Annotated in this window: 15 protein-coding genes; 9 read left to right on the top strand and 6 right to left on the bottom strand. The window is 69.3% G+C overall.

Going from position 1 to position 18,698, the window contains the following annotated elements; translation table 11 throughout:
- Positions 1-10 precede the first annotated feature (10 nt).
- On the bottom strand, positions 11-2,314 hold the full coding sequence (locus tag PZE19_RS03825; protein WP_277859245.1) for a DUF1549 and DUF1553 domain-containing protein: 2,304 nt from the start codon (positions 2,312-2,314) through the stop codon (positions 11-13).
- A gap of 133 nt (positions 2,315-2,447) precedes the next feature.
- Here PZE19_RS03825 and PZE19_RS03830 point away from each other — a divergent pair, with 133 nt between their 5' ends.
- The 4 genes from PZE19_RS03830 (at position 2,448) to PZE19_RS03845 (ending at position 9,088) form a co-directional block, all read left to right on the top strand.
- Positions 2,448-3,554 carry an ABC transporter ATP-binding protein gene (locus PZE19_RS03830; RefSeq protein WP_277859246.1) on the top strand — a complete coding sequence of 369 codons (1,107 nt, stop codon included), beginning with the start codon at positions 2,448-2,450 and terminating at the stop codon, positions 3,552-3,554.
- A 137-nt stretch (positions 3,555-3,691) separates the two neighbouring features.
- Positions 3,692-6,244 (top strand): TolC family protein, encoded by a 2,553-nt coding sequence (locus tag PZE19_RS03835; RefSeq protein WP_277859247.1) that lies wholly within the window; start codon positions 3,692-3,694, stop codon positions 6,242-6,244.
- A 145-nt stretch (positions 6,245-6,389) separates the two neighbouring features.
- Complete coding sequence (locus PZE19_RS03840) at positions 6,390-7,805, top strand: efflux RND transporter periplasmic adaptor subunit (protein WP_277859248.1); 1,416 nt, start codon at positions 6,390-6,392, stop codon at positions 7,803-7,805.
- A gap of 2 nt (positions 7,806-7,807) precedes the next feature.
- Positions 7,808-9,088 carry an ABC transporter permease gene (locus PZE19_RS03845; protein WP_277860342.1) on the top strand — a complete coding sequence of 427 codons (1,281 nt, stop codon included), beginning with the start codon at positions 7,808-7,810 and terminating at the stop codon, positions 9,086-9,088.
- 9 nt (positions 9,089-9,097) lie between these two features.
- Here the strand turns inward: PZE19_RS03845 and PZE19_RS03850 are convergent, their stop codons facing one another.
- Genes PZE19_RS03850 through PZE19_RS03860 form a run of 3 tightly spaced genes read right to left on the bottom strand, consistent with a single transcriptional unit; the run spans position 9,098 to position 12,062 of the window.
- Positions 9,098-10,216, bottom strand: a complete 1,119-nt coding sequence (locus PZE19_RS03850) for a glycoside hydrolase family 18 protein (RefSeq protein WP_277859249.1) — start codon at positions 10,214-10,216, stop codon at positions 9,098-9,100.
- Positions 10,217-10,253: 37 nt separating this feature from the next.
- Positions 10,254-11,093, bottom strand: a complete 840-nt coding sequence (locus PZE19_RS03855; RefSeq protein WP_277859250.1) for a rhomboid family intramembrane serine protease — start codon at positions 11,091-11,093, stop codon at positions 10,254-10,256.
- A 24-nt stretch (positions 11,094-11,117) separates the two neighbouring features.
- Complete coding sequence (locus tag PZE19_RS03860) at positions 11,118-12,062, bottom strand: zinc ribbon domain-containing protein (RefSeq protein ID WP_277859251.1); 945 nt, start codon at positions 12,060-12,062, stop codon at positions 11,118-11,120.
- A 225-nt stretch (positions 12,063-12,287) separates the two neighbouring features.
- On the opposite strand from PZE19_RS03860, the gene PZE19_RS03865 reads away from it, so the two are divergent.
- The 5 genes from PZE19_RS03865 to moaA are packed head-to-tail and all read left to right on the top strand — an operon-like array spanning position 12,288 to position 16,597.
- A complete protein-coding gene (locus PZE19_RS03865) occupies positions 12,288-13,100 on the top strand; it encodes a hypothetical protein (protein ID WP_277859252.1) in 813 nt (270 codons plus the stop codon).
- Positions 13,101-13,157: 57 nt separating this feature from the next.
- Complete coding sequence (locus tag PZE19_RS03870) at positions 13,158-14,213, top strand: XdhC family protein (protein WP_277859253.1); 1,056 nt, start codon at positions 13,158-13,160, stop codon at positions 14,211-14,213.
- Positions 14,210-15,073, top strand: coding sequence for an NTP transferase domain-containing protein (locus PZE19_RS03875; RefSeq protein WP_277859254.1), 864 nt, complete (start codon positions 14,210-14,212; stop codon positions 15,071-15,073). Before PZE19_RS03870 ends, PZE19_RS03875 begins: the two co-directional genes overlap by 4 nt.
- A gap of 24 nt (positions 15,074-15,097) precedes the next feature.
- Positions 15,098-15,514, top strand: a complete 417-nt coding sequence (locus PZE19_RS03880; protein ID WP_277859255.1) for a molybdenum cofactor biosynthesis protein MoaE — start codon at positions 15,098-15,100, stop codon at positions 15,512-15,514.
- Between the two features lie 48 nt (positions 15,515-15,562).
- On the top strand, positions 15,563-16,597 hold the full coding sequence (gene moaA, locus PZE19_RS03885) for a GTP 3',8-cyclase MoaA (protein WP_277859256.1): 1,035 nt from the start codon (positions 15,563-15,565) through the stop codon (positions 16,595-16,597).
- Positions 16,598-16,606: 9 nt separating this feature from the next.
- On the opposite strand, the gene PZE19_RS03890 is transcribed toward moaA, so the two are convergent.
- Positions 16,607-17,521, bottom strand: coding sequence for an amidohydrolase family protein (locus PZE19_RS03890; protein WP_277859257.1), 915 nt, complete (start codon positions 17,519-17,521; stop codon positions 16,607-16,609).
- Positions 17,522-17,542: 21 nt separating this feature from the next.
- A complete protein-coding gene (gene menC, locus PZE19_RS03895; RefSeq protein WP_277859258.1) occupies positions 17,543-18,685 on the bottom strand; it encodes an o-succinylbenzoate synthase in 1,143 nt (380 codons plus the stop codon).
- Between the last annotated feature and the right edge of the window lie 13 nt (positions 18,686-18,698).

Consider the following 18,698-nt stretch of genomic DNA (forward strand, 5'->3'; position numbering starts at 1 on the left):
GGACGAGGCGTCAGGGGATGTAGAGGAACTCGTTCGAGTTGATCAGGGCCAGGGCGAAGTCGTCCCAGGCCGCGGCGGCGCCTTGTGCGGCGGCCTGCCCGGTCAGGAAGGCCGTCGCCCGGGCGACCTCGTCGTCGCCGGGAGGGCGGCAGAGGACGATCGCGTAGGCGCGGCGGACGCGGGCGGCGGGGTCGTCGGGGACCTCGCGGGCGAGGCGCTCGGCCAGGGCGTGGGCGCGGCCGAGGGCCAGGTCGCTGTTGAGGAGGTTGAGCGCCTGCAGGGCGTGGGTGCTGGCCTCGCGGCGCGGGCAGGCGGTCTGGTTGTCGGGCGCGTCGAACGACTCCAGCAGCGGGTAGCGGACGTTCCGCTTCTTGAACAGGTAGATCGAGCGGCGGCGATGCTCGGCCGGGTCGGGGTCGACGGGCCAGAGGTCGACTTCCTCGGCCTCGGTGAAGATCAGGTCCTTCACCTCTTTCTCGAGCGGGGCGAGGACGCCGGGGCCCCCCATCTTCGCGTTCAGCTCGCCCGAGACGACCAGCAGCGCGTCGCGGAGGCTCTCGGCGTCGATCCGGCGGCGGTTCATCCGGCCGAGCAGGGCGTTCTCCTCGTCCAGTTCGCTGAGCTTGGCGACCGGTCGGCTCGACTGGCGATACGCGGCGGACGTCACCATCAGGCGGTGGATCGGCTTGAGCCGCCAGCCGTCGGCGATGAGCTTCGCGGCGAGCCAGTCGAGCAGCTCGGGATGCGAAGGGGGCTCGCCCCGCACGCCGAAATCGCTGGGCGTGGCGACCAGGCCGCGGCCGAAATGGTGCTGCCAGAGGCGGTTGACGATCACCCGCGCGACCAGGGGGTTGCCCGAGTCGGCCAGCCACTTCGCCAGCGCGGCGCGGCGGCCGGTCGACTTCTCGGCGGGCTGGATCGAGGCCTCCGAGAAGACCTCTTTCCGCTGCGAGGCCAGGATCACACCCGGCGGCCGGGGCTCGACTCGGGGGCCCTTGATCGTCGGGTCGCCGCGGCGATGGACGAACGACTCGGGGGCCGCGGCGGAAGAGTCGGTCAGCGCCACCGCGTGGGCGGGCGGCCGAGGCAGCGTACGGGCGATCTCGTGGATGCGGAGCTTGAGCGCCTCGCGCCGCGCGTGGACGGCCGGGTCCTTCGCGACCTCGTGGGCGACGTCCTCCCAGACCACGCGGATCGAATTCGCGAGCCCGCCGGCGATCCGCTTCTGCTCGGGGGTGCGGTCCTTCTCGGGGATCGCCAGCAGGGCGTGCTCCTCGGCGGTGAGCATCGCCTCCCGCTGGGCGGCGATCGCCGCCCTGTAGGGCGCCTCCAGCTCCGCCATCTCCTTTTTAAGGGGGGCGGTCTTCTCGTCGATGGCCTTCTTCGCCGCTTCGAACGCGTCGGCCTCGGCCTGGGGCGAGATCGACGGCTCGGTCAGCTCGCTGGCGGCGAAGAACGCCTGGAGGCGGTAGTAGTCGGTCGTGGGGATGGCGTCGAACTTGTGGTCGTGGCAGCGGGCGCAGGCGATGGTGAGGCCGAGGAAGACCGAGCCGACGGTCGACGTGATCTCGGTCAACTCGTTCTGGCGCTTGACCTCGGGGATGACGTTGCCGCCGACCAGTTCGCGCGGCCCCGCGCGGCAGAAGCCCGTGGCGATCAGGGCGTCGTGATCCCCGGCCGCGACCTCGTCGCCGGCGATCTGGAGGGTCAGGAAGCGGTCGTACGGCATGTCGGCGTTGATCGCGGCGACGAGCCAGTCGCGATAGCGCCAGGCGTCGGGGCGTTCGACGTCGAGCTCGAACCCGTTGCTGTCGGCGTAATGGGCCAGGTCGAGCCAGTGCTGCGCCCAGCGCTCGCCGAAATGGGGGCCTTCCATCAGCCCGTCGACGAGACGCTCGTAGGCGTCGGGCCGGCCGTCGGCGAGGAACGCGGCGGCCTCCTCCGCGGTCGGCGGCAGGCCGGTCAGGTCGAACGACGCGCGGCGGAGCAGGGTCGTGCGGTCGGCCTCGGGCGAGTGCGGCAGGTCGGCCGATTCGAGGTCCGAGAGGATGTACCGGTCGATCGGATTGCGGATCCAGGCCGCTTCCTCGACGTCCGGCGGCTCGCCGGGTTCGAGCGGCTGATAGGCCCAATGGCCGCGCTGGTCGGCGGTGAACTTCTCGATCTTCGCCAGGGACGCGGGCTCTTTCGCCGCGTCCTTGGGCTCGTCCCCGGCCGCGATGGAGCAGGCGATCACGCCGATCCAGGCCGCGAGACCCCCGGCGAGCCGCCGCCGCGTTCCCGCCGCGCGAGGATCGGTGCAAGGCGAAGGCATGACGCTCCATCCTCTCGTTCGACGTCGGCGCGGAATTCCTCTCGACATGATGCTATTGTGCGGGACGGCCGCCGAACCGGCAAGGAACAAATGTTGAACACCTCGCGGCCCGCCGGGCCGAGGACGGACCACCATGGCGGCGATCGAGTTGCGACGCGTCTCGCGACGCCACGGGGCGGGGCGACCGGCCCTGGACGCCGTGGACCTCGCCATCGCGGACGGCGAGCGGCTGGCGGTGCTGGGGCCTTCGGGATCGGGCAAGACCACGCTCCTGCGCCTGATCGCCGGGCTCGATCGGCCGACGGAGGGGGGCGTCTGGTTCGACGGGGCCTGCATCGACGGCGTCCCGCCCCACCGTCGCGACGTCGGCATGGTCTTCCAGGAGCCGGCCCTGCATCCGTTCCTCGACGTCGCCGGCAACCTGGAATTCGGCCTCCGGGCCCGCGGCGTGGCGCGAGCGGAGCGTCGGAGGCGGACCGGCGAAGTCGCCGCGATGCTCGGGCTCGACGGCCTGCTGACTCGCCGGCCGTACACCCTCTCGGGCGGCGAGCGCCAGCGCGTGGCCCTCGGCCGGGCGGTGGTCCGACGCCCCGCGATCCTGCTGCTGGACGAGCCCTTCTCCAGCCTCGACCTGCCCCTGCGTGCGGGGCTTAGGCGTGAGCTGATCGACCTCCACGATCGCCTCGGCATGACCCTGGTCCACGTCACCCACGACCAGGCCGAAGCGCTCGCCCTGGGACGCCGGATCGCCGTCCTGGACCGCGGCCGGCTGGTCCAGACGGGCACGCCGCGCGACGTCTACGACCGGCCGGCGTCCGCGTTCGTCGCCGGATTCGTCGGTAGCCCGCCGATGAACCTGATCCCCTGCGAGATCGAGGTGGACGCGGCCTCGGGCGATGCCAGGGCCGTCGTCGCCTCGCACCAGCCGGTCCGTCTCCCCGAGGCCCTCGCGCGATCCATCGGATTGAACCGCGGCGAGCGGCGGAACGCCTCGTGGGGGATTCGCCCCGAACACGTTCAGATCAAGGGGCTCGACGAAGAACCGCCGGGGGAATCAGGTCGAGTTTGGTTCGACGCCGTGGTGCGGCGCGTCGAATACCAGGGAGAGGCCGTCCTGGTCACGCTCGATCTGGCGGGAACAGCCGTCGTCGCCCGCCTCGCCGAATCGGCCCGCGTCGACGAAGGCGGGAAGATGCGCCTGGTCTTCGACCTCGCGAAATCCTCGTGGTTCCCGGCCTGAAAGCGGGCCCGAAGAACGTCGGGGATCGGCCTTGTACAATTGTCGGTTTCCGCTAGAATCCCGCCCGCACGTCTGCTAGGAATGGACGGGGGCCACGTCGCCCCCATTAATGAGTCGATCGCCGGGGCCACGGGCGGATGAAAGAGTTGGGACGCGAGATCGATCGCGGTCGGGCCCGATCCCCGGGCTCGCGGACGCGTCGCGTCTTGCTTTGGGGGCTCGTGGCCGCCGCCGGCGCGGCGGGCTGCACGCGGTCGTACTACCGGGATTTCGCCGACCGCGACGTCTATCGGATCTTGAACAACCGGCTGATGGACTGGCGCTGGAACCTCCCCAAGCGGAAGGTCGAGGCCGACCCGACCTCGCGGATGGCCGACCCGAAGGACCCCAACCACGAGCCGATCCCGCCCGACGAGCCCGCGGCGCGGCCGTTCCAGGTCTCGTCGGCCTTCCCGTTCGAGTTCCACGGCTGGAAGAAGCGCGGGACCGAGCCCGTCGAGTTCCTCGACTGGCAGCGCAACGTCCCGGCCGGCTCCGACGGCCGCCTGCTGCTGAGCCGCGACTCGATCATGCGCGAGGCCGTCGTCAACAGCCGCGAGTATCAGTTCAACTATGAAGACCTGTACCTCTCGGCGCTCAGCCTGACGCTCGCGCAGTTCCAGTTCATGATCCAGGGCTTCAGCCGCAACGGCCTGTTCTTCCAGCATTTCGGCAATACGCGCAACGACAGTAACCAGCTCCAGCTCTCGACCGACACCGGGTTCACGCGCCAGTTCATGAGCGGGGCCCAGCTGCTGGTCGATTTCGCCAACACGGTCGTCTTCGAGTACTCGGGGAAGGGCTTCAACGTCGCCGGCCCCAACCTGGCGATCAACTTCACCCAGCCGCTGCTCCGCGGGGCCTGGGCTCGCATCGCCACGCAGGCTCTGTCGCTCCAGGAGCGCGGCGTGCTGTACGCGGTCCGCAGCTTCGCCCATTATCGCCGCGAGTTCTACGTCGGCCTGATCGCCGGCAACGGCTACCTCGGCCTGCTGACGCAGCTCCAGAGCATCCGCAACCAGGAGGAGAATCTGGACTCGCTGGAGCGGAACCTGGCCCAGTTCGAGGCCGAGCTGGCGGGCGGGTTCAAGTCGGTCCTGGAGCGGGACCAGATCGCCCAGGAATATCAGTCGTCGCAGCTCTCGCTGCTCCAGGCCGAGGCCGGGCTCCAGACGCAGATCGACCTCTTCAAGGTCCAGCTCGGCCTGCCGCCGGAGATGGCCGTCCGGCTGGACGACGCGGAGCTCGACCCTTTCCAGCTCAACGACCCCAAGCTCGATCGGCTGCGGACCGAGAACCAGGCGCTCTTCCTGTCGCTGCTCCAGGCCGACGACGCGCCCAAGGAGCTGCTGGCCGAGGCCGGCCGTCGCGTCGGCGCGGGCTTCGCCGAGCTGGAAGGAGTGTTGAAGGAGGCCCGCGACGAGCTGGGCCGGTGGCGGGAACGCCTGGCCGCCGAGCGCGGGAAGGGCTTCAAGGGTCCCGACGCCGAGGAGAAGAAAGCCTTCCTCGCACGCAAGCTGGACCTGGCGAAGAAGATCGACGAGACGCTCCAGGCCACCGGCGACTCGCTCGACGACGATCGCGAGCGACTCGGAAAGCTCGTCGCCCGGATCGACCTCGCGCCGACGGCCGAATCGCTCCGGACGCTCCGCGACGACCTGGTGAACAAGGCCCTGCGCTCGCGGCTCTCCGAGGTCTTCGTGGCCCAGACGCAGGCGCGCGTCTACCTGATCGAGCTGAAGCCCGTCGAGCTGACCGTCGATCAGGCGATCCAGATCGCCCTCTCGAACCGCCTTGACCTCAAAAACACGCTGGCCCAGGTGACCGACGCCTGGCGTAACGAGGAGGTCGAGGCGAACTCGCTGCAGGGCTTCCTGAACTTCAACTACTCGACCAACCTGGCGGCGGCCCCCGGCCATTCGACCTGGTTCCGATTCGACTCGTCGGCCTCGCCCCACCGCGTCGGGATCACCTTCGACGCCCCCATCAACCGCCGGATCGAGCGCAACGCGTACCGGGCGTCGCAGATCACCTTCCAGCGGTCGCGTCGCGCCTACATGCAGCTCCGCGACGAGATCGTCCAGCAGATCCGCTTCGACATGCGTCAGCTTCTGCTGAGCCGCAAGCAGTTCGACATCGGCCGCGAGCAGCTCATCACGACGTCGAGGCAGGTGGAGGAGGCCGAGTACGCCCTCCAGGGCGACACGGAGGGTCGGCCCGTCACGCTCAACCTGCTGCGCGCCCTGCAGACGCTGCTGAGCGCCCGCAACACGCTCATCGCAACGTGGATCAACTACGAGACGGCGCGGATGAACCTGTACCGCGACTTCGACCTGATGGACGTGGACGCCAACGGGATATGGACCAATGAGAACGACCCCGAGCTCCTCCCCGCCGCCCTCCGGATCGCCGCCGAGTCCCCAGCCTTCAGCCTCGCCATCCCCGCCGGGGTCCCCGACCTCGGGGCCGCCGAGCGCGACCGCGACGTCATCATCTCCGACGTCAAGCCCGCCGACCGGGTGGTCCCCGGCGAGCCCCGAAGCGGCGCCGGGCCGCTCGACGACGCCGACCTCGAGAGCGACGTCGCCCCCCCCGCCGACGGCCCCCCCGGACCTCCCCCGGGTCCCAGCCCCTTCGGCCCGCCGAGGTAGGCGGTCGGCGTTCCCCTGGCGGCTCGTCGTCCTGCTGCTCGGTGCGGGGGCCGTCGCCGCCGTCGGCTACTTCGTCAAGATCCCGCCCTGGGCCGGCCCGGGGGCCGGCGAACGCCCCCTCTCCAGCCTGGCCAAGCGCGCGACGTTGAGCATCACCGTCTCCGAGCGCGGCAGCGTCGAGAGCTGCGTGACGGTCGACGGCGTCTGCGAGCTCGACGGGGCCCAGAACAAGATCAGCTACCTGATCCCCGAGGGGACGAAGGTCAAGAAGGGGGACGTCGTCGTCAAGTTCGACGGCTCGGAGATCCAGAAGAACATCTCGCAGCAGGAGATCAAGTACAAGCAGGCCGTCGCCCGCATCGAGACGACCCAGCAGGAGATGGAGATCCAGCGCAACAAGGGCGAGAGCGACGTCATCGCCGCCGAGGTCGAGCTGACCCTCGCCCGCCTCGACCTGGAGAAGTACCAGCAGGGCGACTACCCCGCCGAGATCACCAAGCAAAAGGGGGAGATGAGCCTCAAGAAGAAGGACGTCGAGGCCGAATCCGCCAAGCTCGACCAGTACAAGGCCCTCATGAAGAAGGGCTTCAAGACCCCCGAGGACGTCCGGATCCAGACCTCGATGCTCGCCGCCAAGGAACTCGACTACTCCAGCTCCGAGCAGTTCCTGCAGGTGAAGGAGAAGTTCGAGTACAAGCGGAAGACCACCGAGTTCTCGTCGAAGGTCGACCAGTCGCAGAAGAAGGTCGGGCAGGCCTCGGCCACGGCCAAGGCCCAGGTCTCGAAGGCCTCCAGCGAGTTCGAGGCCGCCCGCGCCACCGCCTCGATCGAGGACCAGCAGCTCAAGACCTACACCGGCCAGATGGACAAGACCGTCATCAAGGCCGAGCAGGACGGGATCGTCGCCTACAGCAACGACCGCTACTGGGACCCCAGCAGCCAGGTCCGCGAGGGCGCCTCCGTTTATTCCCGTCAGAAGATCTTCAGCCTCCCCGACATGACGCGAATGCAGGTGAAGGTGAACATCCACGAATCCCTCATCAAGAAGATCAAGGCCGGCCAGAAGGCCGAGGTCCGGATCGACGCCTTCCCCAACGTGGTCTTCGTGGGGACGGTCAAGTCGGTCTCGCAGCTCGCCGACTCCAACCAGTCCTGGCGTACGGGCGGCGTCAAGGAGTACACGACGATCGTGGTGATCGACGACCTGGTCGGCCAGGACCTCAAGCCGGGCATGACGGCCGAGGCCCGGATCCTCGTCGGCGAGCTGAAGGACGTGCTGGTCGTCCCCATGCAGGCCGTCGCCGAGAACAAGGGCGACTTTTACGCCTTCGTCGAGGACGGCCCCGGCTTGCGGATGCAGAAGGTCAAGGTCGGCGACAACAACGAGAAGCTCGTGCAGGTCCTCGAAGGGATCAAGGAGGGCGACCGGGTCGCGCTCGACGCCCACACCCGCGCCGCGGCCCACTTCAAGAGCGTCGACGCCAAGGACGGCGAAGGGGCGGTCGGCGACGCATCGAAGAAGCCGGCGGCCGCACCGGTCCCGGAGACGAAGGGGCCGTGAAAATGCACAGGCTCTACAACTCGGTCAAGTCGGCCTTGCGGAACCTGACGCTCCACAAGCTGCGGGTGCTGTTGACGATCCTCGGCCTGATCTTCGGCGTCTCGTCCGTCATCGCGATGCTGGCCATCGCCGAGGGGGCGAGCGAGGAGGCCCAGCGCCAGATCGCCGAGCTGGGGGCCACCAACATCATCGCCCGCAGCGCCAAGCCGGCCGACGACGTGAATCCCTCGAAGCAGAACGCCGACAGCTTCATCTTCAACTACGGGCTGACGTACCGCGACTTCGACCGGATCGTCGAGACGATGCCCACGGTCGTCGGCGCGACCGCCATCCGCGAGTTCCCCCAGAGCCTCCGCCATTACGACCGCGAGATCGAGGGCCGACTCGTCGGCGTCAGCCCGGCCTACCTGGGGCTGACGAACCAGACGCTGGCCGACGGCCGGTTCATCAGCGACGCCGATCTCTTCTTCATCGCCAACGTCGTCGTGATCGGCGCCGAGGTGGCCGAGAAGCTCTTCCCCTACGGCTCGCCGGTCGGCAAGAGCATCCGGATCGGCGACCAGCACTACTACCGCGTCGTCGGCGTCGCCGCGCGAAAGTCGCCCACCGCCGGCGCGGGGTCGAGCCTGGCGGCGCAGGACTTCAACAAGAACGTCTACATCCCGCTCACGACAGATCGCGCCCGCTTCGGCGAGATCCTCATGAACGAGAAGCAGGGCTCCTTCAGCGCCGAGCGGCTGGAACTGTCGCAGATCACCGTCTCCGTGGCCGCGATGGACGACGTCAAGCGGACGGCCGAGGCCCTGGAGAGCATGCTCGCCCAGTTCCATCCCAAGAAGGACTTCACGATCACCGTGCCTCTCGAGCTGCTGGAGAAGGCCCAGGCGACGAAGCGCATCTTCAACCTGGTGTTGGGCTCGATCGCCAGCATCTCGCTGCTGGTCGGGGGCATCGGCATCATGAACATCATGCTGGCCACGGTCTCCGAGCGGACGCGCGAGATCGGCATCCGCAGGGCCCTGGGGGCCAAGCGGCGCGACATCATCGAGCAATTCCTGATCGAGACGACCGTGATGTCGGGCTCGGGCGGGCTGATCGGCGTGGTGCTCGGACTGGCGACGCCGCCCCTGGTGGCGCGGTTCTCGGGCATCCCGGTCGTGGTCAACGTCTGGTCGCCGATCCTGGCGTTCCTGATCGCCGTCCTCACCGGAGTCGTCTTCGGAGTCTACCCGGCGCGGCGGGCCGCGCTGCTCGACCCGGTCGAGGCGCTGCGGTCCGAGTGATTGCGGCGGTCACTTCGCTTTGGACGTCGACTTGCCCGCCCCCCAGGCCTCGTGGGCAGCCTTCTGGAGCGGGTTGGAGCCGTCGGCGAGGCGGTCGCCGTCGACCTGCCAGAAGAAGACGCCGCGGAACCCCTTCGACATCGCCCATTCGGTCTTGAGCCGGATCGAATCGGCGTCGTCGTAGCCGAGCACCTTCGTCCGATCGGGCGAGGTCAGCCAGGGGACCTTGGTCTCGTCGTCCAGGCTGCGGCCCCAGCCGTCCTTGAGGCGATTGCCGATCTCCTTGAAGCTCAGCTCGAACGGCTTGCCGGGGGCCCCCTTGGCGGCGGCGTAGGGCTCGGGGACCGCGAAGCCGCGGCCGTAGAGCGGCAGGCCTACGGCCAGGCGGTCGGCCGGGACCTTGCGCTTCTCCAGGAGGTAGAGCATCGTCCCCTCGGTCGAGCGGGCCCGCGGGCCTTCCTTCGACGAGCCGAACAGGGGGGCGTTGTGGCCGGCGCGCGACGACCAGGCGCCGGCGTAGTCGTAGGTCATGACGTTGATCCAGTCCATCGTCTCGACCAGGAACGCCGTGTCCAGCCAGTCGATCGTCTCGTAGTTCGACGAGACCGCCATCGTCACGAGCATCCTCCGACCCTTCGCCCGGCCGATCGCGTCGAGCCGTTTGCGGAAGGTGCGGACGAGTCGCTCGAAGCCGGGGATCTCGTCCTTCGCGTCCGGGTATTCCCAGTCCAGGTCGATGCCGTCGTAGTCGAACTCGTCGACCAGCTTCACGACCGCGTCGACGTAGCGGGCCTCCGACTCGGGCTTCGAGACGATCTCCCGGAATTTCTCGTCCCAGCCCCAGCCGCCGAGCGAGACCAGCACTTTCACGCCCGCCGCGTGGGCGTCGGTCGTCAGCTCGCGGCTGGGCACCGCGCGGCCGGGCCGGAGCTTGCCGTCGCCGTCGGCCGTGAGGAAGGCGTGGCAGAGGTGCGTGTACAGCCCGTAATTCGGCTTCCGGGGCGAGCCCGCGAGGTAGCCGACGAACACCTTCTCCTTCGGAGGCTCGTCAGCCGCCGCGGGAGGAAGGAAGACGAAGGCGGCGAGGAAGAGGAGCGCCGTGGATGCGGCGAGGTCGAAGCGTTTCATCGGGAGGTCGGCTCCGTGGGGGCGGCTTCGGCGGGAGTCAATGCAGTCTGGGCAGGAAGGAGAACGAGGTCGATAGGAGGACCGCCAGGGCTGCGGTCATCTGGACCCGGCTCGACGTGGAACGAGCCTGCTCGCGACGATCGACGAGGACGGCCGGCGGCAGCACGGCCCCCAGCGCGAGGCCGCCGAGGAGTCCCCCCAAATGGCAGGAGTTGGAGACCATCGGGCTGAGGAGCCCGAGCCCGAGCGTGTAGATCGACCAGATCGCCAGGGCGATCCCGACGCGGTGGTCGCGCACCTCGATCTTGCTGCGATGCGCGAGCGCCAGGCCGATCACCGCCCCGCCCAGCCCGAAGATGGCCCCGGAGGCGCCGACGGTCGGCAGCGGCGTGGTCATGGCGAGCGAAAAGCCGGTCGCGCAGCAGGCCGTGTAGAGGAACAGGAACGATCGCCAGCCGAAGGCGTGCTCGCAGGCCATGCCCAGGATGAACAGCATCAGCATGTTGCCGATCAGGTGATCCGGACTCGCGTGCATGAAAGCGGCGGAGATGAGCCGCCAGAACTCGCCGTCCAGCACGGCCTCGCGCTGCATCGCCCCGGTTTCGACGAGTCGCTGGACGCTGTCCAGGCTGCCGATCTGCAATTGGCGGCCGAAGACGGCGATGCAGGCCAGGATGATCAGGATCGTGGCCGGCGGAAAGGCGTTCATCCCCGCTTCGAGGTCGATCCGCTCACGGTGGATCATGTCGTCGCTGATCGTGAGGACGTCGTCGTCGTCCAGGCTTGATGTGAGCGGGGTCGTCTCGACCTCGGCCGAATCGGTCGGGGCGGGCGGCGAATTCGGGCCCCATTCGGGGGCGTCGTCGTCGGGCGTCATCGTCGGTCCTCCCAACCGCGCGGCTCAGCGCCGCTCGCCGGTGTCCAGCAAGACGCCGAGGGCGATCCCGATCCGGCGGTCGATCAGCGGCGGTCGGTCCCGCGCGAGGTCCAGGACGTAGCTGTCGACGATCGTGAACTTGCGGTTGAACTCGCCGCGAACCTGCTCGTTCCCGTCCGGCGTCTTCATCACGAAGATGAAGTTCGTCCGCATGAACTGGAGGGCCGGGATGAGCCGCCGGATTAGCGACAGGATCAGCGAATCCTCGCGGGCGATGAAGAGGGGGCGACCCTCGGCGTCGGACACGACCCACTTCTTGCGGAGGATGTTCGTGAGCTGGTTCTTCCGGATCCGCGCCAGGACCTTCGTGTCGGGACGCTGCACGGTGAAGGTGGTCGAGAAGACCTCGAATTTGCGATCCTGGAGGACGTCGAGCAGGGGCTCCTGCTTCGTCTCGTCGGCGTAGAAATGGATGTGCCGCTTGGGCGAGAATCGGACGGCGGCGACGATGGTCAGGACCAGGGTCGCCAGCCCCCCCAGGATCGCGGCCACCCCGGCGACCCAGTCGAGGCCCGTGGCCTCGCGAAGCCCGGCCGCGACCGCCACCGTCAGGATCGCCAGCAGGAAAAACACGGCCACCGCCCCGAAGGCCGCGCCGATCTGCCTCATAAGGTGGGCGGGACGCTCGATGTAAAGGATCGGCCGCTTGGCCTCGTCGCTGACGACGTACTTGGCCGATATCGCCATCATCTTCTGACGCATCAAAAACTTGTCGCGCTGGAAGGAGGGATGGAGGGCGACCCGCTCGCCCCCTTCCTCGTCGACGGGCTCCGCCGAGACGTAGATGACTTCCTCGATCGGCACGACCTGGACGTTGTCGCACTGGGGGCAGCGGATCTTCTTGCCGGCGAACTCGTCCTTGAGCGTGTAGGTCTTGCCGCATTGCGAGCACGTCACCGACAGGGGCATCGTTCGATCTCCGAGGGAGGTCCGCAGGACGCTGCGAATCGACGCCCGTCGCGATTCGTCGGCGTCGATGATCGGTTGACGCCATCGCGAATGCAAGACGCCACCCGCGACCCGGGACGGGGGGAATCTCCAGTCCTCGACGGGTCGGACTTCCCCGCGCGGGCGGGGTCGGGGGTATAATCGAATTTGTAGGTTTAGACGGGCCCGCATCTGGAGGCCGCACTCATGCCGATCGCGATCTCCTGGCTCTTCCATCCGGCGCTGGGCTTCGGGGTGGTCGTCGCCGCGGCCCTGATGGGGCAGGCCGACGACGCGAAGCCGTCGGCCGCCGTGCTGACCGACCTCGGCCTGACCGCCGAGAAGGCGCGATACGTCTACGCCGCCGACGAGAAGGCGTTGCACGAGAAGTACCGCGACGCCAGGGCCGCCGTCGAGCAGGCCCGCGCGGCCCAGGCGAAGGTTCAGGACGGCGAGATGATGGAGCAAGGGGTGGCCGCGCTGCAGTCCGACGAGATGGCGCTGCGGGAAGAGATCGGTTCCATGCGGGCGGGCGCCTCCGGGACGAATTACGGGAGCGGTCGTCGAGGCGGCAACTATTCTCGGAACCAGACGAACGCCATGATCCGCCGGGAAGAGGCGGCCCTCAACCAGGTCCGAGCCCAGATCAAGCAGGCGACCAGGCAGAAGCTCACGCCGAAGCAGAAGGACCTCGCCGCCCTCGGCGCGCGTCAGGCGTTCGAGCAGGCCGAACGGGCGGTGAAGGACGTCGTCACGGCCCATGAGGCCCTCGCCGACCGCTACGATCAGGCCCGATCCAAACCCGGCGTGCTCAAGGCCCTGGAAGACGTGGGCCGGGCCAAGAAGATGGGATTCCGCCTCGGCCCGTCGGAGGAGTCCGAGAAAATCGGCGCGTGGGCGAAGGCCCTGTTGAAGATCCGCCCCAAAAAGGCGACGGCGCGGCCCGCCCACGCCCCCGACGCCGCAGCGAAGCCGGCAGACGATACGAGTCCGAAGAACGAGGGCAAGACTCGCCCCTGAGGCGAGTCCGGCGTGGCGATCCCTCGCAGCAGGCGACGCCCGGAGGGACGCTCGACGATGCGGGACGTGGTGAAGCATGTGATCGGGACGCTGGAGGGGGGGCGGCAGGCCCTCTTCTGCCAGGTCGTCGAGACCCGCGGGTCGACCCCGCAGAAGGCCGGCGCCGTCATGGTCGTCGAGACCGACGGCGGCCAGGTCGGTACCCTCGGGGGCGGCTGCGTCGAGAACGAGGTCAAGCAATTGGCGATCCGCCAGCTCGATCGGCCCGGCGCCCGCATCGAGTCGTACGTCCTCGACCACGACGACGCCTGGGCCGACGGCCTGATCTGCGGCGGAAAGATGTCGATCGTCACGGAAGCCCTGGCCGGCGAGGGCCCGCTCGCCTACTTCCAAGCCCTCGACGGGGCCCTCGACCGGGGCGAGGGCTTCACGGAGGCGGTCGTGGTCGATCCGGGGAGGGTCCCCGACTCGGCCGTCGGTCGTCGCGCCTTGTTCGACCACGAGGGGAACCTCCTCGCGGGCGAACGGGGGCTTGGAACCCGCCCCGCGCCGCTCGCGGAACGGCCCCGGGCTCGCGTGGAGCAGGGGATCGCCTGGCTCCCCTCGCTGCCGCGCATCCGGCTGGTGATCGTGGGCGCCGGGCACGTGGGCCAGGCCGTCGCGGCCCTCGCGGCCGAGACCGACTTCGACGTCTGGGTCGTCGACGACCGGGCCCGGTTCGCCAACGTCGAACGCTTCCCCGCCGCCCAGCGGACGCTCGTCGGCCCCATCGCCGAGACCCTCGACGCGCTCGACGTCACGCCGCAGACCTACATCCTGATCGTCACGCGAGGCCACGGGCACGACCAGGAGGCCCTCCAGCACGCCGCCCCGACTGCCGCGGCGTACGTCGGCCTCATCGGCAGCAAGCGCAAGATCCGGCTGATCTTCGAGTCGCTCCGCGAGCAGGGCGTGTCGGACGAGGCTCTCGCCCGGGTCAACGCGCCGGTGGGGCTCGACATCGGCTCGCGGACGGTCCCCGAGATCGCCGTCAGCATCGTGGCCGAGCTGATCGCCCGCCGCAACCTCGGCCCGAAGGCCGCCGTCCCGAGCCTGGGAGCCCGATCGCGATGAGTCCGACCGGCATCCCCGCCATCGTCCCGGCCGCCGGCGCGAGCCGAAGGATGGGGCGTCCCAAGCTGCTGATCGCTTTCGACGGCCGTCCCCTGATCTCGCGGGTGGTGACGAGCCTCCTCGAGGGCGGGGCGGGCCCCGTGATCGTCGTATCGCCCCCCGCCGATACGCCGGAGGGGCCGCCGATCATCGACGCCGCGACGGCCGCCGGCGCGGTCGTCGTGATCCCCGAAGCCCGGCCGGCCGCCATGCGGGACTCGATCGAGCTGGCCGTGGCCGAGCTGAAACGGTCCGAGGCCCCCCCGGGCGTCTTGCTCATGCCGGCCGACAGCCCCAGGCTCGACGCCCTCGTCGTCGAGACGCTCATTGATGCGTGGGGCCGGCGTCCCGATCGGATCGTCGCGCCGACCTTCCGGGGGCGGCGAGGCCATCCCATCCTCCTCCCCTGGAGGCTGGTGGAGTTGATCGCCGACTTGCCGGCGGACGTCGGCGTCAACGCCCTGATCGCCGAGCATTCGGGGCTGGTCGACGAGGTCGCCTTCGAAACCGACGCGGTCGTCGTCGACCTGGATACGCCCGAGGATCTCCGTCGGCTGGAAACGGCGGGGGCCGGGCGGAAGGTCCGTCTATTCGCCATTGCGCGCGAGCGGGCGCGGGGCTCCGAGGTCGTCGTCGCGCTGGCGGAGCCCGCGACGGTCCGCGACCTACGAATCGCCCTCGCCGCTCAATATCCGGCCCTGGCCGAGATCGTCGACCGCGTGCGGATCGCCGTCGACGACGAGTACGCCGACGACGCGACGATCATCCCCGCCGACGCCACGCTGGCCCTGATCCCGCCCGTCAGCGGCGGCGGTCGCTGAGATTTCCCGCTTCGAGGGCCCCTCATGATCGAGATCACCGAATCGCCGCTGGACCACGCGGCGCTGACCGAGCGCGTCCGGCACGCGAACGCGGGGGCGGTCTGCACGTTCCTGGGCACGGTCCGCGAAATGACCGGCGAGCGCCGCACGGTGGCGCTGGAATACGAGGCGTATCCCGAGATGGCCGGCAAGAAGCTCGCCGAGCTGGAGGCCGAGGCCCGCCGCCGCTGGCCCTTGATCGAGGTCGTCCTGGCGCACCGGGTGGGCCGGCTTGAGCTGGGGGACGTCAGCGTCGTCGTCGCCGTGTGCTGCCCCCATCGCGGCGACTCGTTCGAAGCCTGCCGCTGGCTGATCGACACGCTCAAGGAGGTCGTCCCGATCTGGAAGCGCGAAAACTGGGCCGACGGCGAGGAGGAATGGATCCACCCCGGGCTGAATTGAGTCGGAGTCGGGCCTGTCCGCGGCTCGTCCCGCCGCTACAATTTGGACATGCCGCTTCGCAACCTCACCGAGACGCGCACGCACATGACCCCGAAGCCTCGCCTGGTGGATTCCTTCGGGCGCGTCCACAACAACCTGCGCATCAGCGTCACCGATCGCTGCAACATCCGCTGCGTGTACTGCATGCCGGAGAAGGTCGAGTTCATGCCCCGCGAGCGACTCCTCAGTTATGAGGAGATCGCCCGCTTCGTGGCGATCGTCGCCCCGCTGGGGATCGACAAGATCCGCCTCACCGGGGGCGAGCCCTTGCTCCGCAAGGACCTCGACGTCCTGGTCCGGATGATCAAGGCGATCGACGGCGTCGCCGACGTGGGGATGACGACGAACGGCATGCTGCTCGCCCCGATGGCCCGTCGGCTCCGCGACGCCGGGCTGGAGCGGATCAACGTGAGCCTGGACACGCTCGATCCCGGGCGATTCGAGCGACTCTCGCGCCGGCCGGGGCTCGAAGACGCGATCGAGGGCGTGCTCGCGGCCAAGCGCGAGGGCTTCGACCCGGTGAAGTTGAACGCCGTGATCATCCGCGGCTTCAACGAGGAGGACATCGCCCCGCTGGGCCGGTTCGCCCGCGAGCACGGGCTCGAAGTCCGCTTCATCGAATACATGCCGCTGGACGCCGGCCACCTCTGGGAACGCGAGAAGGTCGTGTTCGCGGCCGAGATCCTCGACGTCCTGACGCGGGAGATCGGCCCGCTCGCCCCCACGCCCGACCAGGACCCGCGCGCCCCGGCGCTCGACTACGACTACCTCGACGGCGGCGGCCGCGTCGGACTCATCGCTTCGGTCAGCCGGCCCTTCTGCATGAGCTGCAACCGGCTGCGGCTGACCTCGGACGGCAAGATTCGGAACTGCCTCTTCGCGCTGGAAGAGACGGACGTTCGCGACCTCCTGCGATCGGACACACCCGACGAGGCCGTCGCGCGGGCGGTCGCCGCCTCGGTCGCGGCCAAGTGGGAAGGGCACGAGATCAACACCGCGCGCTTCATCCAGCCCGACCGGCCGATGTACTCGATCGGCGGCTGAGCCCTACGCTCAGGTCAGGCGGTAGACGCGGATCGCGTTGTCGTGGTAGAGCTTCCGCCGATTCTCGGCGGGGATGTGCTTCACGACCTGGGCCAGGGTCGTGATCCAGGTCTGGAGCGGCGCGCCTAGGGTGCAGACCGGCCAATCGCCGCCGAACAGGACGCGGTCGGGGCCGAACGCCTCCAGCATGTGGCGGATCACCGGCGCGAGGTCGTCGGAATGCCACGTCCGACCCTTCACGGACGCAATGATCCCCGAAACCTTACCGACGACGTTGGGCCGCGCGGCGATCCGGTCGACGTCGCGCTTCCATGCGGTCAGGTCGCCGAAGAGCGGCGGGTTGCCGCAATGGTCGAGGATGAACGCGGTGTCCGGGACGGTCTCGACAAGCTTCGCCGCGTCGGGCAGGTCGGCGTGCCGCATGCAGAGGTCGAAGCTGAGCCCCAGCGAGCCGAGCTTCCGGATCCCGTCCACGAATCGCGGCTGGAGGCAGTAGCCGGCCGGCGTCGCGCCGTGGAGGACCTGCCGGAGTCCCTTGACGGCCGGATCCTTCGCCAGCGGCTCGATGTAGGCGGCGAAGTCCTCGGCGGCGGGCCGGCCGCCGATCACCGCCCCGGTGATGGCATTGCTCGGGTCGCGGCAGAGTTCGATCGCGAGCCGCGCCTCCTGCTCGTGCTGGTGCGGCGCGACGTCGACCTCCAGGTACACCGCCTTCACGACGTTCACGCCTGCCGAGGCCTTCTGATACTCGCTCCATCGCGCATTGTGGTCGAGCTGAGGATCGCCCGCGAGCCAGGGGGGGCGGAGCCGGTCCAGGTCCCAGATGTGGACGTGGGAGTCGACGTACGAGACGGGCGCGTCGGCGCCTGCGGATAGCGCGGCGGCGGCGGTCCAGCCCAGGAACTCGCGGCGGTTGGGGGCCATGGTGTTTCGCTCCCGATCGGTTCAGGCGGAGACGGTTCGCGTGAATTCCTGCTGCCGGACCTTGTAGCGGTGGACCTTCTGGAGGTCCACCTGCACGCCGACGCCCGGCCGGTTGGGGACGGCGAAGACGCCCGGGGACGACATTTCGAACGCCGGGGCCACGAAGTCGTCGACGAACCAGCGGGCGCTCGGCTCGATGTCGCTGGGATACTTGCAGTTGGCGAGCGTGCCGAGGTGGACGCCGTAGGCCTGGCCCAGCCCGAACTCGGGCGTCGAGCCCACCCAGCAGGCGACGCCGTGCTGGAAGCAGAGGTCGTGCATGGCCCTCGCCGCGCCGAGGCCCCCGATGCGCTGGATCTTGAGGTTCACGATCCGGCACGAGCCGCGGCGGATGGCTTCGGCGGTCCGGTCGTGGGAGTCGGCCGTCTCGTCGATGCAGATCGGCGTCACGAGGTCCTTCTGCAACTCGGCCAGGGCGGCGAGGTCGCCGGGGGCGAACGGCTGCTCGATCATCAGCAGGTCCAGGTCGTCCAGCTCGCGGAAGAGGTCGGCGTCGGCCGCCGAGTACTCGCCGCCGCCGTCGACCATCAGCTCGACGTCCAGGAAATGCTGGCGGATGGCCCGGACGAATTCCAGGTCGCGGCCGGGGGCGATCCGGATCTTGATGCGGCGGTAGCCCTCGCCGATGTGGGCCTCGATCGCCTCCAGCAGCTCGACGACCGAGGGGTAGAGCCCCAGGGCGAGGCCGGATTCGACCCCCATGCGGATCTGCGTCTCGTCCGCCCCCAGGAGCTGGGCGACCGTGACGCGATGCTCCTGCCCAAGAAGATCCCAGAGGGCCGTCTCCGCGCCGGCCGTGGCCGTCGGGCTGGTCCTCCAGGAGGCGGCGGCCTCGCCGATCCGCTCGGTGCAGTCGACGGAGAGTCCCAGGAGCTTCGGCGCGATCGTCCCCGTCAGCTCTTCCCAGACGGCGTCGAGGGAGGGGCCGACCCCGGCCGGCGGGGGCGAGCTTTCGCCGTGGGCGACGCCGAGGGCGGTCTCGATCGAGACCAGGACGGACTCCTTGACGCCGGCCCCGCCCGTCGCCTCGGGCCACGAGGATTTCATCGGGATCTGAATCCGCGTCACGACGACCCGCTCGATGGGGCTGGTGGATGTGAACACGTCGCGTCCTCCG

The organism is Paludisphaera mucosa, assembly GCF_029589435.1.
GTDB lineage: Bacteria > Planctomycetota > Planctomycetia > Isosphaerales > Isosphaeraceae > Paludisphaera > Paludisphaera mucosa.

What these genes read in the sequence shown, in the direction of transcription:
- moaA (WP_277859256.1), top strand. Translation starts at nt 15,563, where the DNA reads ATGCCGCTTCGCAACCTCACCGAGACGCGCACGCACATGACCCCGAAG.
- PZE19_RS03835 (WP_277859247.1), top strand. Translation starts at nt 3,692, where the DNA reads ATGAAAGAGTTGGGACGCGAGATCGATCGCGGTCGGGCCCGATCCCCG.
- PZE19_RS03860 (WP_277859251.1), bottom strand. Translation starts at nt 12,062, where the DNA reads ATGCCCCTGTCGGTGACGTGCTCGCAATGCGGCAAGACCTACACGCTC.
- PZE19_RS03865 (WP_277859252.1), top strand. Translation starts at nt 12,288, where the DNA reads ATGCCGATCGCGATCTCCTGGCTCTTCCATCCGGCGCTGGGCTTCGGG.
- PZE19_RS03890 (WP_277859257.1), bottom strand. Translation starts at nt 17,521, where the DNA reads ATGGCCCCCAACCGCCGCGAGTTCCTGGGCTGGACCGCCGCCGCCGCG.
- PZE19_RS03880 (WP_277859255.1), top strand. Translation starts at nt 15,098, where the DNA reads ATGATCGAGATCACCGAATCGCCGCTGGACCACGCGGCGCTGACCGAG.
- PZE19_RS03825 (WP_277859245.1), bottom strand. Translation starts at nt 2,314, where the DNA reads ATGCCTTCGCCTTGCACCGATCCTCGCGCGGCGGGAACGCGGCGGCGG.
- PZE19_RS03875 (WP_277859254.1), top strand. Translation starts at nt 14,210, where the DNA reads ATGAGTCCGACCGGCATCCCCGCCATCGTCCCGGCCGCCGGCGCGAGC.
- PZE19_RS03845 (WP_277860342.1), top strand. Translation starts at nt 7,808, where the DNA reads ATGCACAGGCTCTACAACTCGGTCAAGTCGGCCTTGCGGAACCTGACG.
- PZE19_RS03855 (WP_277859250.1), bottom strand. Translation starts at nt 11,093, where the DNA reads ATGACGCCCGACGACGACGCCCCCGAATGGGGCCCGAATTCGCCGCCC.
- PZE19_RS03870 (WP_277859253.1), top strand. Translation starts at nt 13,158, where the DNA reads ATGCGGGACGTGGTGAAGCATGTGATCGGGACGCTGGAGGGGGGGCGG.
- PZE19_RS03830 (WP_277859246.1), top strand. Translation starts at nt 2,448, where the DNA reads ATGGCGGCGATCGAGTTGCGACGCGTCTCGCGACGCCACGGGGCGGGG.
- PZE19_RS03850 (WP_277859249.1), bottom strand. Translation starts at nt 10,216, where the DNA reads ATGAAACGCTTCGACCTCGCCGCATCCACGGCGCTCCTCTTCCTCGCC.